This window comes from Natrinema sp. 1APR25-10V2, from assembly GCF_031626495.1.
Lineage (GTDB): Archaea > Halobacteriota > Halobacteria > Halobacteriales > Natrialbaceae > Natrinema.
In genome coordinates this window covers 1-12,737 of the sequence record NZ_JAMQOJ010000013.1, presented here as the reverse complement: position 1 = coordinate 12,737, position 12,737 = coordinate 1, and the positions used below count along the sequence as shown (strand labels likewise).

Sequence of the window (12,737 nt, the reverse complement as noted above, 5' to 3'; positions counted from 1 at the left end):
CCGCCGTGATGAAGGACTTCGATCACTGGGCGCTGTGGTCGCCCGAGTTCGGCAAACAGATCATCGCCCCTTGGGTCACCGGTCACTGCTACCCCGCAAGCTGGGGTGAGCAGGCAACTGAGCGCCCTGAGACCGAGTTCCGGAAGGCGAAGATGCTCGCCGATCTCCCGCCCCGTGAGGTGCACCAATCGTATCCCTTCCCGCCGAAGGATGGGAGCAACGAACCTCACATTCCTGACCGGCTTATCCCGACGTTCCTCCTGCTTCACGACCCGCCAGAGCCACCAGTAATGCAGGTCGATTTTGACGACGTCCGCGACGCTGAAACCGGTCGTGTCACCGAGGAGGTTCGGGAGATCGTTGACCGACTCGACGCGTTCACCGAGATCTCTCAGTCCGGCGAGGGACTCCATGTGTTCGTTCGCGCCGAGCTCCCTGGAGGCCTTGGGAAGTTCATCGCCGACCTGGACGAAGCCGGGGCGATCGAGATGTATGACCACGGACGCATCGTCGGGGCTACCTGGGAACACGTCGATGGAACACCAACTACGGTTCCCGAACGCCAGGACGTCGTCGAGGAACTCATCGAGACCTACGAGAGCGAGCAGCAGCGCGATCGCCGTGAACGCCGGGCGGCCAAGAGCGACGCCGACAGCTGGGAATCCAACACCTCCGGTATCGAAGCAGCCATCAGGAACCGCGAGACCGAGAGTAGCGACCGCTCACCGTACTTCGACATCGACATCCGGTCAGTGGCCGACACCGGCGAGTTCAGGCGGTACCGCAGCGAGGCACCAGGAGACCAGTGGCAGGGCCCCCACCCAGATCATGGTCCTATCCACAGTGCACCCGGTGAGTGTACGAACTTCGGCATCGACCCGACTGCGAATACGTGGTTCTGCTTCGCTCACGAGTCCGGTGGGCGTGCGATCGAACTTGCCGCAGTACTCGCCGACGAGGTCGATGTCTGTTGTCGAGATCTCCCATCAAACGCTGCTCAAAGTGGATGGCTGGGAGATCGACCCCTCGAGATGCTGAAAACGTGCCTCTGGCTCCGCGATCGAGCCGGCATCGACGACGAGACAAAGCCACCCCACGCTGCACTGCTCGGAGTTTCCGACCTCCAGGATGTCCACGTCCGCGATCGTGACCAAGGCATACTTGGCGAGCGCAACGCTGAGTTGTGCCAGCTCCTCTTCGACGAACTGTCCGTCGACGACGTCTGAGCAAAATTCCCCCTCTTTCTCGAGCGCCGTTCATCGAGTAGCTACCGCAACCTATCGCCGAACCAAGCCAGCCGTCTCCTCTATATTAGGGTTACTCGACCCCCATTGCCATCTCAGTTTACCTGAAGTAAACCGAAACTGCATTCCTCTCACTTAACTCCTGGGGTCATTCGGGGGGTTCGGCGATGAGGATTTCATAGACCGGAAACTCAAACGGCAACCCGGGTCGAATGACCCTTAGATAGTATAGAGAACTCCGCCGGTGAACTGACACAGAGAGAACCGAGTTGGCCAGCGGTCAGTCCCGTCAGGGGATAGAAGCGATGGGACTGAACCGCTTCCTCCCGACTCGTAGTAGCAAAACCCCCAACTCACCGATAGAACTCGACGAGGACGACGTCTTTCGACTCCTATCAGCACAGCGCCGGCGGCACGTCCTCTCGCTCCTCTCGGAAAATGGCGACGAGCCCGTTCCCGTCGCCGACCTAGCGAGGGAGATCGCCGCAACGGAGACGGGTGGACCGATTGCAGTCGGCTCCGACGCGTATGAGACCGTGTACGTCGCCCTGTACCAGTCGCACCTCCCGGCGCTCGAGGAGGCTGGCGTGATCCGGTGGAACACCGACTCGGCGACCGTCGAGTACGGCCACTCGATACCTGGGCTGGTCGCAGTTCTCCACGCGGTTCACTCCCGCACCGTGAGTAGGTACTAGCCGGCAACTCTCTGTCGGGGGGTGCTGACGTACAGTTGGTTGCTCTCCCAACTGAGAGTCGCGGTGTCCGACACAGCGTTGTCGACAGAGCGTGCCGACCCCGGATAAAGTGACGGGATTTAGACAAATTGGAGGTTTCATAGGAGCAACACCCTCTGTCGCTACATTTGTAATTTCTGTTGTTTTATGCCTAGAGCGAAACGTGCATAAAACGCATATTTGGAATTAGGTCGCCCAACTCTCTGTGATTCGCCCCTAACTCCGTCGCTACATTTGTGTACGAAATTCATATATCGTTTTTCGCGCTCAAATTCAGAGAGTTGTAGGCTAACTCTCCAAATAAATCCGCGAGAGGCTCTGCATGGTCGGCATTTTTGTCCCAAGGTACACCCGACCATGCAGTGATCCATCGTGCAGAAGGGCACCCCGCTCGCTGCGACTAAGTTCTTCTAGGGTGATCTGACACTATGACGCTCTTCGATAAGATCAGTGACGCGGCGGAGGGGGCGACCGACGCTGCGGAGAACACAGCGGACACGGTGGCGGACACGGTGAACGACACCGTCGACAGTGTTTCCGGAGGGAGCAACGCCCGCGATCGTGACCGAAGGCAGAACCGCACTGGGGGCTCGAGCAGCTCCGGGGGCGGTGGGAGTTCCGGTTCCTCGTCGTCCTCGAGGTCGTCCAGTTCGGGGGGGAACTCCGACGTCGATCGTGAAATCCAGCGTATCCTCGAGTCTGACGCGAAAGGGGTCTCGGAGACGAACCAGCGCCCATCGGGGTACACAGGTCAGGAAAGCGCAACCGACGTCCAGCGCGATCTGCCCCAGACCGGTGTCCAAGAAGCGGCCCAAAGCTACCGGCGGCGGCAAGCCCAAGAGGGCGAGCAGTTCGGTGATATAGACTGGCCGTTCGGACTCGAGGAGAAAGCAGAGGACCTCCAAAAGGGCGCGCGGAATAAGGGAGACGCCGCAGGAAACGCGATCTTCGGGGAACCAGGGAGTGAGGCCACTCGCTCGAGTAAATCTTGGGGAGAGGCCATCCTCGACCGTGCGGGCAAGGAAGAGGCCGGAGATCGCTACGATAGCTTCATCCGGTCTGCTGGCCGTGGCCTCGTAAGTGAGCCTATCTCGGCGGCTGGCAGCGTCCCAAAAGCAGCCCTCGAGGGCGCCGAAGCAGCAGAGTACACAGCGAAGAACCCGAAAGAGTCGGCCTCGAAAGTCCCAGGAGCGGCAGCAGCGGCGACTGTCTCAACGGCAGAGGCAGCGCAGAAGAACCCAGGTCGCCTCGTCGGCGGCCTCGTCGGCGGGGCACTCGTCGGCTCCGCTGCCACTCGCGTCGCCCGGAAGGCTGCTGCCGGCAAACGAACTGGATCGCTCGCACGCACTCGAGCACAGCGGACGCCGTCGAATCCGCGCCGTCGCTCGTTCGCTGGCGATACCCGCGGGCAGACGACGATGGACGACCTCATCCCTGGACGGAACCGCGATAGCGGCGGGAGTTCCTCGAGCTCGTCCTCTGGCGGTGGGGACAGCATCCTCCCGGACGACATCGATCAGATGCTCGACAACTTCGAGCGGGGCTCTCGTCTCCGAGAAGCGAACAAGCGCGCGGAACGAAAAACAATCGAGAAGCGCCTCGAGGAAGGGCGACGCCAAGAGCGGGGCGACGACCCCCGCACGGTCGACACACGTCCCGGAGGAGACTACACTGCACCCGACCGTGGCGGCGACTTCGTGGCCTCTCGCTCGCCGGACACGTCTCGAAGCGGGCCAACGGACGCACAGTCGTCGGCAGGCCGGTCGGGGATGGACACGGACCTCTCGCCGCGGGAAAGCCAACTCGCCGCAAAGCTCGGACGCCAGACGCCGGACACGGACCTGCGAGGATTCGACGCGACCTCTCGGGCACCGAGCACCGACCTCCGGGCCAAGATGGCCGCCGGATCGAAATCTCGACGAACGATGGTCTCGAGTGCTGGCGGCGCTGCTGCTGGGAGTGGCGGTCCAGTCCAAGAAATGGACTCGCTGCTGACGGACGCACAGCAGCCAGAGGTCACGCAAGAGGACTCGAGCCCGCCGGGCACGATCGAAGACACCAGTGTTCGCTCGGACTCGGAGAGCCGGGTGGACGCCCTCGACCTCCTGGGCGACGCCCAGAACTCGACTATCGACATCCTCGACGAGCTGGGCATCGGTGTCGGAACCGGCACGATCTCCGAGCCGACGGTCGGGACGGGCACCCAGAGCGGCACGATCGCGGAGACGACGCCCGGCGTTGATACGGGAACTCGCCCGGACGACAAAGCAGGGACGCGCCCAGATTCCGACCAAGAGGGGGGAACGGTGCCGACGGTGCCGACGACGCCGGGAACGAACACGCCCAACCGGACGCCCACGACACCGACGACCGGACGGCCAACGGACTTTCCAGGGCTGACAGACGACCCGGACACATGGACGCCGCGGCGCTTCCCACGGCCAGACTCGGAACCGGGACTCAGCACGGACTTCCCCCTGACCGACGGGAGTGGGGCTGAACCGTCGTCGACGGACCGAGACCTGACGGTCGGGTGGCTCAGCGAAACGGTGACCACGGCAGGGACGCTCGGGCGATCGGCTCCGAAGCCGCCGGCACAGTCCGCGCTCGAGGCACAGCCGTTCGGCCTCCGGGCGACGGGGAACCTGCCGACCCAGCAGATGCTTTCGGGTCACGAGGGCGTCGAGGCCGTGCAGTCGCTCTTCGATCCCGGCGCCGACGGCAGCAGCAGTGACGGCGACCTCGGATTCGGTGGCGATCTCGGCTTCGGTGACTCGAGCAGCGCCGGCGGGGCCTTCGACTTCGGCTTTGGTAGCGACGACGAGGAAGAAGACGGCTGGTTTTAGCTTCTGAAGCAGTGTAGAAGGCGGTTCTTCCGGCTTTCACCCTTGGGGTGACGGGGTTCGTTCCGGGTTCCTCAGGCGGTTATTCGATGTTGGTCGGCTCTTCTGGGTTGTTAATGTTGATCTGGACGTCGGCCTCCTCGAGGACGCGTTCCCATTCTCCGTCCAGGTAACGCTCGTCGACTTGCTTCCCCAGCTGGGCGAGCGCGTACACGAACGACGCGATTTGTTCGTCGGTGTAGTTGTCGAGATCGCCGCAGGTCAGCAGCGCGATCGGCTCGGCGTCGACGGCGATCTCTCGATACTGGAGCGAGAGTTGTTCGTTCTTCATCTACCGCCACCTCGATTCGATGGACGTCTGGTAGCGAAGCCCGAGTACGTCCGTGTTGCAACAATCCTTCACCGTCTGAGGTGGGTACTTCGCGCGTACGTCCTCGAGGTTCTCCTCGCTCTGGATAAGATGCTCGAGTGCAGCGTCGATGACCTCGCTCATCGGTGGGTCATCCGATGGGTCGGACGCCACGATCGCGGTGGCTTTGTCGAGTTTCAGTTTCCGTTCGTCACTGAGTCTGAGGGTAGTTCGGTCAGTTGCCATAAATGGATGTATGGACGGGGGTCGGTTCACCGCCATTCTGCGGTGACTGACCCGGGTGTTGTTTATAAACGATGCTTGGCCGGCCTTCGTCGACGAGCCGATCGGCGGGCGGGTGAGGGGTGAATCTATGCACGCTAGCCGGGCGGGTGCATACGGCGCCGTGCATACATCGAGCCCCCTGAATACATTCGCGTCGAACCCCACGCTTTCGGAGTCGAAGTCCCCCTTCCACGGGGCTACGCATCCCGGTCCACCTCGACGAGATACTCGATCGTGTACTCCCACGCGTCGAGATCATAGTGTATCGTCGCTACGTGCGTCTTCGGCTCATAATCCCCCGGGTCGATCTTCTTACGAACTTCGTCCCACGCCGGCGTCTTCAAATCGGTTCCCCAGCCATGGTCGCCGAGCCCGCGAATCCCAGGCGGTTCGGAATCGTTTGTATAACCGAGATCACCAACTCGTCGAACGACGACCTCTTCGTAGCCAGTTCCGTCGTCTTGTTCCTCAGGCATTGTTCCGGTCGTACGTGTACTCGCCACTCCCGGCTTCACGAACACCAGGGAGCGCCTTCAGCGCGTTCGGACGCTCCTGAGCGTCGTTCTTCTTCACGCAGTTACTCCAGAAAGACCCCGCGTCCGCGTATCCGTGTGCGTGTCTCCCAGAGATCTCGCGCAACTGCCCGGCCTCGACCCGCTCCCCCTCACGCTCACGGAGGAAATCGTGCATCTCGAGAAGCGCCTCAATGCGCCCCTCCAGGTCATCGCCACGTCCTGGGAGGTCGAGGCCCCGAAGAACACGCTCTGCCTCCTCACGGACGGATTTGCCATCGTCGTGCGTCACAGACGGTTCTGGTGGTGCGTCTTCCCGTTGTTCAGTCTGCTCAAGTTCCGAAGAGGGCGGAGCGTTATCCATCTCTTCCAACACTCGGTCTTCCGTGTCAGCCTCTATGAGTTCGATAATCCTGGCTTCCAAGCTTTTGCTACGGGGTACGGTGTTCTTCCATTTCTCCCATTTCTCATCTGAGATCTCGAACTGATACTTGACCATATCAGCGATTTCTGACTGCGGCAGCATCACAGTTACTATATCTAACCAAGTCTTAGTAAGTGTTACTAACAAACACTAAGTATCTCCAGCATAGACTGGTGAGTAAGCACGGGAAGGCCGCGGAAAGGCCGGGGCGTACCAGCGCCCACGACCGTGCTGGAGAAGCCAGCATGTCCACAAACGGATCTAACGGGCATAAGCCCGACGGGAACGGTATCGACTACGAACACATCGCACGGCACGATAAGGCAGCTACAATCAGCGAACACCACGCGATGAGAGTACAACCAGCTATCCACGAGTTCATCGACGCCCTCGAGGAAGGCGAGGGAGAGCGGGAAGCGTACCGGAAGATGATCTCTCGGTTCGTCGAGATGGCCACAGTGGGCTTCGAGGATCTCGAGGACCTCGGCGTCTACAACCGCGACTGTACCGAGGACTTCCTCCTCGTCCGCGCGATCGACGTAATGGGATGCATCGCCGACGGACGGGAAGACCTCGCGCCTGGGTACGTCCAGGACGTCGACGAAGCGATCGACGAGCTGGCCGAGGAGGACAACCATGAGTAGCGCTCGCCGACTGCGCGTTGCCCGTGGCCTGACTGAGAGTCGAGGTCGCCAACCAGAGGTTGCTCTCTGTGGCTTCACGCTCCGACGAGAAGATTCGGCTAGTACCTGGGTTGTCTACACGGACGACCACGAGGCGCCCGTCGACACCGTCACGATCGACGCAACGACCTCCGCTCGAGATCTCCTCGACCACCTGCACGCCCTTCGGGACGCCCTCGATCGCGGCGCCGACCACGAGGTGAAGCTATGACTCGCGTCACGCTCGAGACTCTTCGGACACCTGAGGGGGTCCAACGCGTCTGGCGAGCGAACGGGCAGACGTTCGACAGTGCAGACGACCTCGAGGCCGCCGGGATCACTCACTGAACACAGCTGACGCCTGCTTTTCATCGAATCGAGGAACCGACGGTCTCCTCTCGTGCGCCCGCGCGCGCCCACATTAACGCGCAAAATTATAGGATCGAGGTTATACCCGGTGTTGGTGCACACCCCCTGCAAAGCCGGGGTTATTCCGACCCATCATTCCCCATGTTCGGACGGTAGGCGTTCTGTAAACAGTGCTTAGGTTATCGGTACTATGGTATGTTACGCACCCCTCTCCGCATAGTTCAGCCCCATAACCGTGTGGGGGATAGTAAACCCCGAATCGCCATACGGCGTGGAGGCCGGTACGTGCCTGTGCTGGTATTGAACTGAAGCGTACGGTGGGACATGTTCGTACCCGGTGGAACTTTTTATTAGATTAGTTGTCGTCAACTAGAGATATGCCACGACCGAAGATCGGCGACGAAACCCAGGAGAGACTCGACGACATGATCGACGAGACGGTCGGCGTCCGACCTGGGTACCTGACCTTCAATCAGAAAGTCGAGCTGGTCCTCGACGAACTCGAGAAGCAACAGCAGAAGAGTCGCAGCAAAACCCAGCCGGGGAACCAGGGCGTCAGCCAGCAGTTGTCGACACGCTGAGCGCGGGCGAGCCAGCATATGATGCGTCCGGTCGGTGTCGGGGTTTAATTTACGCAGATCGATTGGTGATCGGTTGGAAATCAATTGGAGATCTGTGTGAGATCTATAGGAGATCTGTGGAAAAAGTATACATCGAGTATATTCTTGCCCGAACTGTTTTATAGAGGATCTCCGTCACCCAAGAATAACGAAAGTCATGATCTAGTGAACATCCGATAACTGAGAGCGTACCTATCGCTCCTCAGTTCACGGGAAGGTGAGTTAAGAACCGACCGACCAGCACACGGTTACCAGGCGAATGCTGGGGCCGGCCTCGGAGGTGACCACCTGATGTCAAACCTGTGGTCGTATACCTCTTCATAACCCGGCGGCATAATGTTGTCGCCCGGTCACGCCGGCTGAATACACGCCTGGAGCAACAACTCCAGAATGGCAGCAACCCACACGACGGACGAAACGGCGAACAACGAAACGACTCAGACGACCCTCGACGGCGATCGCGTCGAAGCCGAGCGACCGATACGGGAAGAACTCTCCGGCACGGCACTGCTCCTCTACCTGATCGGCGAGTCCCTCGACGATCCTGACCCCGCTCGAGCAGCGAAGTGGATCGCTCGAATCAAAGCGGAGGGGATGGTCAAATGAGTACCGTCCAGACCTCTCTCCACGATCTCGAAACCGACAGGGCAGCCGACACCAACGGAATCGTTGTTCAGGAGGTCGATGAAGCGGTCGCCTGTGGACGGCTTGGGTGTCGTGAAACTACTGGACTTGTCCAGGCTGTGGTCAAGGGAATCGGTACTCGTGTCGTTTGCCCCGAGCACTTGGGAGAGCTCGTTGAGCAGGAGGTGAGCCGCGCATGAGCGTTCAAGCCGTGTCAGCCTGCGTTGGGGGGTGCAGTTCCCCTAACCTTATAACGAGCGGACGTATACCACAGTGTGAAAGAAAGGCTACGCTGAAGAACAAAACTCGCCAGGGAGAAATCCCCGGGGTGGTCGGTTCCACCCCATTACCGCGTTTCCCACTTGGATTCTCTCTCAGCATTGGACTTAAGCGTTGTGTAGAGAGTTACAACGCTGTTCAGTGCGACGTCTTCGGGCGTCTGGCGAACCCTGAGACGCAAATGAACGAACACGACGATACAAGCTCTAACACATACATCTGCGACGACTGCACAGCTCCGATGGATCGTGCCGACGTCGATGGCGACGACCGTGCGATCTATGTCGACTTCGAATGCTCCGCCTGCGGCGCCGGCGGTACTGTCGAACACTTCTGGCAGAGTCAGATCACCAAGTACTGGGGTGCTGTGACGACCCCGCGACGGCACGATCTTGAGCGCGCGAGCGCCCGTGAACGCGCCAACGGAGGTCGGTACTGATGACGGACGACGAGATCGAGGTCCCACCCATCGAGGAGGGTACTGACGAACTCCTGAGCGAGGCCGAAGAGATCGACAGCAGCGAGGGAATGACCGTTCGGATGCATCAGGAGAACAGGTTGGTCGGTCGGTCGGTCGATTACATCGCCGAGTGGTCGGAGGAAGGCGAGATCTCGAGCGCCAACGCGAACGCGCTCGCCGATGCCCTTTCGAGTGAACTGGCGCACTACACGAAGACTGACATCAAAAGCGAGTTCAAGCAGGTATTCGTTGACGGAGGAAGCGGCTCTGACGGTATCCCGTTCGACGAACTGATCGAGAACCGCCTCGAGGAGGTGAAGATGGTCTCGACGACGGACGCCAAGCAGGGACTCATCTGGCGCTGGCACTTCTCCGACGGCGTCCAGCTGGAGACGGAGAAGTCGAAGGACGACGGGCGGAAGCACTACGACTGGAATTCGTGGAAAGAGGACTACTTCGAAGCGCTGCTGAGCCTCGGCAAAGGCGAGGAGATCGCCCCACCGACCCGCGATCGCCGTGACAGCAATGACTGGAAGGCGTGGATCAGTTCGGTCCTCCTCGAGAAGGCCACGACTGTTGAACACGTCGGTCCCCGTACTGAGGCCGTCGAACTCCTCCGCGACTTCGTCAACCGGCAGGTCGGGTTTTCCGATGTGAAGGACATGCGCGATCGGCAGGGTATCTGGATGGACGCACCGCCCGTTGAACACGACGGCGAGGCCGCGACTGACGGGGGCGGGCCCACCGAGATCCGAATCCCAACGCAGGCGGTCAAACGCGTTTGTGACCAAGCTGGCATCGAGACGCGGGCACTGCAGATCGAACTCGACGCACGTGAGCACACGGTTCCCGAGACCACAGGCGTCTCCGACTACGAGTTCGTTGACGGCCAGCGTGTCTCGTTCTGGCGCCTCGACGCCGATTTTGCAGAGCCAGTTGACTTCGTCGAGGAACCCGCGAGCCCCGCCGAGCAGGTCGCACGCGAACAAGAGGAAGCCGCTGAAGAGACTCGCACTGATGTCGGTGCCGTTACCGAGGAGAGCGAGGACGCCTCTGAGAGCGACGGAGCCGACGAGGACGAGGACACACCCGCAGAGCCAGAGAACGACGACGAGAGCCCCGACACGGCTGACGAACCACCAACTGCACCGCCAGACGAACCTCTCGATGAGAGCCGGGTAGATGGCGAAACAGACGACTTCGACACTGGGGTCACTGACGGCTTTGGCGTCGATCCCGACGAGGAGGGGGGTGAGTGACCATGCCCATGGATCTCGACGACATCGAAATTACTGGCATCGAGAACTACCCAGTCACCTCGTCGCTTGCCTACCACGGCCCACCAGGAACGGGGAAGACCTCTAAATCGGCGGCTCGGGTGGGGACACTCATTCGTGACCATGGCTACGAGATGAGCGACGTCACCTGGGTGACCTACCGACGCTCGCTTGCTCGAGACACGCTCACGCGGCTGGCCGAGTGGGACGTCCTTGACCCTGCTGAGTTGGAGAACCCCTCCGAAGGAGCAACGCGGTACATCGGGACTGCTCACGCAGTTGCGAACCGGTGCGCCTCGATCGGCGAGGCCGTCGTTGAACCGTGGCACCGCGGGGACTTCTGTGAGAAGCGAGACATGCCATACTGGACGTCTCAACCCTGGGAGGACAGCGCCGGAAAGCTCCTTTTCCGGGTGCTGGACTACCTTGCGAACGCCAATACGACGCCGAAGGATAAGGCCGCTGTCCGCGAGTGCCCGCATATTGACGACCTTCGTGAGCACTGGCAGGGCGATCTCCTCGATGCCTGGTACGACTGGGAGGACTACAAGGCCCAGTACAACATCATCGACTTCCACGAGATGCTGAAGCGCCCTCTCGAAGAGGGTGACTCGCCTGGGCGTCCGATCCTTGTTGTTGACGAGTACCACGACGTCACCGAACTGATGGATGAACTCTTTCGGTCGTGGATGGATGAGGCGGAAATCGTCATCGCCGCCGGCGACCCGCACCAAGTGGTGAACGCCTACGACGGTGCCAGCCCATCGTACTTCGAGAATCTCGACCTACCGACGGTTCTCCTGGACACGACCTACCGTGTCCCCGAGGAACACTGGGCGCTCGCCACGCGGATGCTTTCGGACGCTCACACACCGCCTACAGTCCGCCGTGACAGCCGTGGGCTGGTGAACGACATCAACAGTCCGCTATTCGAGCATTCCGATGAGAACGGCTGGGTGCGCGTCCCTGGCCGCGAAGAGCAAGGATCGCCCGGTTGGGTCGTTGACCGCCACGGGCGCGAATCGACGCTTTTCCTCACGCGGACGCGCATGCAGGCTGACGGGATCGGGGCTGCCCTCGAGGCTGCTGGCATCCCCTATCGGTCTCAGCCCGAACTCCACGGATGGAACACCGAGGAGACCGACATCCGGCTGGCTGTTCACAATGCGCTCCAGAAGATCGAGGGGTACAGCCCCACAAACTTCGGTTACGGGGGGAACAAGGCCTTCAGTGCGTACACAGGGAACAACAAGAACCCTACCGACGTCTCTCTGCAGAACACCGAAGCCGCTGGCCTCCTCGAGGCTACTTCGGCCCACGATCTCGAGGACACTCGGTCTGACGTGAACGACCTCGTCGATGAACTCCGGGACGACGAAGAGGGCGAGCTGACCCTCCGCGAATTCGACGAACATGTCACGAAGTCGTTCTGGGAGCGCTACACCGCCGGAGCAAACTCGGTCTCCCGGCTGAACAAGGGGCCATTTGGGACTGGTTCGAGCGCCGACCGTGAAATCCGGGCACTCAAAGCGGCGTTGAACCGCCAAGAAGGACCCATCAGCCCCGATTCGATCAACTGTCACGCGATTACCATCCACGCGTCGAAAGGGATGGAGGCGGACGATGTCGTCGTCTACGACGGTGTCAGCAACCGCATCCTCCGCGAAATCCAGTCGAACGACGAATCCCGCCGGAATGAGTACCGGACGTGGTACGTCGCGCTCTCTCGGGCCAAGAAGCGCCTGCACGTGATGCGTGACGCGTTCGCTTGGACGAATAGCATCATCCCGACGGATCTGCAGAGCGCCGCTCAGGAGGCCTACGAGCAAGGCCACGTCCAGGGTGACCTTCCCGGAGGTGGGTCTGCATGAGCGTCGATGCAGAGGATGTCTTCACCGTCCCGATGGCCTCCTCGAGCCAACACATCCCCGCCGTGATGAAGGACTTCGATCACTGGGCGCTGTGGTCGCCCGAGTTCGGCAAACAGATCATCGCCCCTTGGGTCACCGGTCACTGCTACCCCGCAAGCTGGGGTGAGCAGGCAACTGAGCGCCC

General features: G+C 60.9%; 15 protein-coding genes and 1 pseudogene. 12 read left to right on the top strand and 4 right to left on the bottom strand.

The window, feature by feature from the left end:
- Positions 1-8 precede the first annotated feature (8 nt).
- The 3 genes from NDO75_RS27590 to NDO75_RS27580 all read left to right on the top strand — a co-directional run bounded on the left by NDO75_RS27590 (position 9) and on the right by NDO75_RS27580 (position 4,824).
- Positions 9-1,226, top strand: a complete 1,218-nt coding sequence (locus tag NDO75_RS27590) for a hypothetical protein (RefSeq protein WP_345784936.1) — start codon at positions 9-11, stop codon at positions 1,224-1,226.
- A gap of 323 nt (positions 1,227-1,549) precedes the next feature.
- Positions 1,550-1,939: a hypothetical protein gene (locus NDO75_RS27585; protein ID WP_310909748.1), complete on the top strand. Its 390-nt coding sequence runs from the start codon at positions 1,550-1,552 to the stop codon at positions 1,937-1,939.
- 467 nt (positions 1,940-2,406) lie between these two features.
- Positions 2,407-4,824: a hypothetical protein gene (locus NDO75_RS27580; protein ID WP_310909747.1), complete on the top strand. Its 2,418-nt coding sequence runs from the start codon at positions 2,407-2,409 to the stop codon at positions 4,822-4,824.
- 79 nt (positions 4,825-4,903) lie between these two features.
- Here NDO75_RS27580 and NDO75_RS27575 read toward each other — a convergent pair whose 3' ends face one another.
- The 4 genes from NDO75_RS27575 to NDO75_RS27560 all read right to left on the bottom strand — a co-directional run bounded on the left by NDO75_RS27575 (position 4,904) and on the right by NDO75_RS27560 (position 6,466).
- Entirely contained in the window at positions 4,904-5,152 is a 249-nt protein-coding gene (locus tag NDO75_RS27575) for a hypothetical protein (protein WP_310909746.1), read from the bottom strand.
- Entirely contained in the window at positions 5,153-5,416 is a 264-nt protein-coding gene (locus tag NDO75_RS27570) for a hypothetical protein (RefSeq protein WP_310909745.1), read from the bottom strand. It lies immediately after the preceding gene.
- Between the two features lie 236 nt (positions 5,417-5,652).
- On the bottom strand, positions 5,653-5,931 hold the full coding sequence (locus NDO75_RS27565; protein WP_310909744.1) for a hypothetical protein: 279 nt from the start codon (positions 5,929-5,931) through the stop codon (positions 5,653-5,655).
- Positions 5,924-6,466 carry a hypothetical protein gene (locus tag NDO75_RS27560; protein ID WP_310909743.1) on the bottom strand — a complete coding sequence of 181 codons (543 nt, stop codon included), beginning with the start codon at positions 6,464-6,466 and terminating at the stop codon, positions 5,924-5,926. The genes NDO75_RS27565 and NDO75_RS27560 overlap by 8 nt, the downstream gene beginning before the upstream one ends.
- A gap of 170 nt (positions 6,467-6,636) precedes the next feature.
- On the opposite strand from NDO75_RS27560, the gene NDO75_RS27555 reads away from it, so the two are divergent.
- The 9 genes and pseudogenes from NDO75_RS27555 to NDO75_RS27515 all read left to right on the top strand — a co-directional run.
- On the top strand, positions 6,637-7,035 hold the full coding sequence (locus NDO75_RS27555) for a hypothetical protein (RefSeq protein ID WP_310909742.1): 399 nt from the start codon (positions 6,637-6,639) through the stop codon (positions 7,033-7,035).
- Positions 7,028-7,285 carry a hypothetical protein gene (locus NDO75_RS27550; protein WP_310909741.1) on the top strand — a complete coding sequence of 86 codons (258 nt, stop codon included), beginning with the start codon at positions 7,028-7,030 and terminating at the stop codon, positions 7,283-7,285. The genes NDO75_RS27555 and NDO75_RS27550 overlap by 8 nt, the downstream gene beginning before the upstream one ends.
- 514 nt (positions 7,286-7,799) lie before the next feature.
- Complete coding sequence (locus NDO75_RS27545; RefSeq protein ID WP_310909740.1) at positions 7,800-8,003, top strand: hypothetical protein; 204 nt, start codon at positions 7,800-7,802, stop codon at positions 8,001-8,003.
- Between the two features lie 429 nt (positions 8,004-8,432).
- Positions 8,433-8,648 carry a hypothetical protein gene (locus NDO75_RS27540; RefSeq protein ID WP_310909739.1) on the top strand — a complete coding sequence of 72 codons (216 nt, stop codon included), beginning with the start codon at positions 8,433-8,435 and terminating at the stop codon, positions 8,646-8,648.
- Positions 8,645-8,866: a hypothetical protein gene (locus tag NDO75_RS27535; protein ID WP_310909738.1), complete on the top strand. Its 222-nt coding sequence runs from the start codon at positions 8,645-8,647 to the stop codon at positions 8,864-8,866. The genes NDO75_RS27540 and NDO75_RS27535 overlap by 4 nt, the downstream gene beginning before the upstream one ends.
- Before the next feature lie 260 nt (positions 8,867-9,126).
- The gene (locus NDO75_RS27530; RefSeq protein ID WP_310909737.1) at positions 9,127-9,384 is read left to right on the top strand and encodes a hypothetical protein; all 258 of its coding nucleotides are present in this window, start codon (positions 9,127-9,129) and stop codon (positions 9,382-9,384) included.
- Complete coding sequence (locus tag NDO75_RS27525) at positions 9,384-10,664, top strand: hypothetical protein (protein WP_310909736.1); 1,281 nt, start codon at positions 9,384-9,386, stop codon at positions 10,662-10,664. Before NDO75_RS27530 ends, NDO75_RS27525 begins: the two co-directional genes overlap by 1 nt.
- A gap of 2 nt (positions 10,665-10,666) precedes the next feature.
- Positions 10,667-12,553, top strand: a complete 1,887-nt coding sequence (locus tag NDO75_RS27520) for a 3'-5' exonuclease (RefSeq protein ID WP_310909735.1) — start codon at positions 10,667-10,669, stop codon at positions 12,551-12,553.
- Positions 12,550-12,737: pseudogene (locus NDO75_RS27515) on the top strand (hypothetical protein); the annotation flags it as partial. The gene NDO75_RS27520 and the pseudogene NDO75_RS27515, both read left to right, overlap by 4 nt.

Bases quoted from the DNA above. Each gene is read 5' to 3' on its own strand.
- NDO75_RS27590 (WP_345784936.1), top strand. From the start codon at position 9: ATGAAGGACTTCGATCACTGGGCGCTGTGGTCGCCCGAGTTCGGCAAA.
- NDO75_RS27585 (WP_310909748.1), top strand. From the start codon at position 1,550: ATGGGACTGAACCGCTTCCTCCCGACTCGTAGTAGCAAAACCCCCAAC.
- NDO75_RS27580 (WP_310909747.1), top strand. From the start codon at position 2,407: ATGACGCTCTTCGATAAGATCAGTGACGCGGCGGAGGGGGCGACCGAC.
- NDO75_RS27575 (WP_310909746.1), bottom strand. From the start codon at position 5,152: ATGAAGAACGAACAACTCTCGCTCCAGTATCGAGAGATCGCCGTCGAC.
- NDO75_RS27570 (WP_310909745.1), bottom strand. From the start codon at position 5,416: ATGGCAACTGACCGAACTACCCTCAGACTCAGTGACGAACGGAAACTG.
- NDO75_RS27565 (WP_310909744.1), bottom strand. From the start codon at position 5,931: ATGCCTGAGGAACAAGACGACGGAACTGGCTACGAAGAGGTCGTCGTT.
- NDO75_RS27560 (WP_310909743.1), bottom strand. From the start codon at position 6,466: ATGGTCAAGTATCAGTTCGAGATCTCAGATGAGAAATGGGAGAAATGG.
- NDO75_RS27555 (WP_310909742.1), top strand. From the start codon at position 6,637: ATGTCCACAAACGGATCTAACGGGCATAAGCCCGACGGGAACGGTATC.
- NDO75_RS27550 (WP_310909741.1), top strand. From the start codon at position 7,028: ATGAGTAGCGCTCGCCGACTGCGCGTTGCCCGTGGCCTGACTGAGAGT.
- NDO75_RS27545 (WP_310909740.1), top strand. From the start codon at position 7,800: ATGCCACGACCGAAGATCGGCGACGAAACCCAGGAGAGACTCGACGAC.
- NDO75_RS27540 (WP_310909739.1), top strand. From the start codon at position 8,433: ATGGCAGCAACCCACACGACGGACGAAACGGCGAACAACGAAACGACT.
- NDO75_RS27535 (WP_310909738.1), top strand. From the start codon at position 8,645: ATGAGTACCGTCCAGACCTCTCTCCACGATCTCGAAACCGACAGGGCA.
- NDO75_RS27530 (WP_310909737.1), top strand. From the start codon at position 9,127: ATGAACGAACACGACGATACAAGCTCTAACACATACATCTGCGACGAC.
- NDO75_RS27525 (WP_310909736.1), top strand. From the start codon at position 9,384: ATGACGGACGACGAGATCGAGGTCCCACCCATCGAGGAGGGTACTGAC.
- NDO75_RS27520 (WP_310909735.1), top strand. From the start codon at position 10,667: ATGCCCATGGATCTCGACGACATCGAAATTACTGGCATCGAGAACTAC.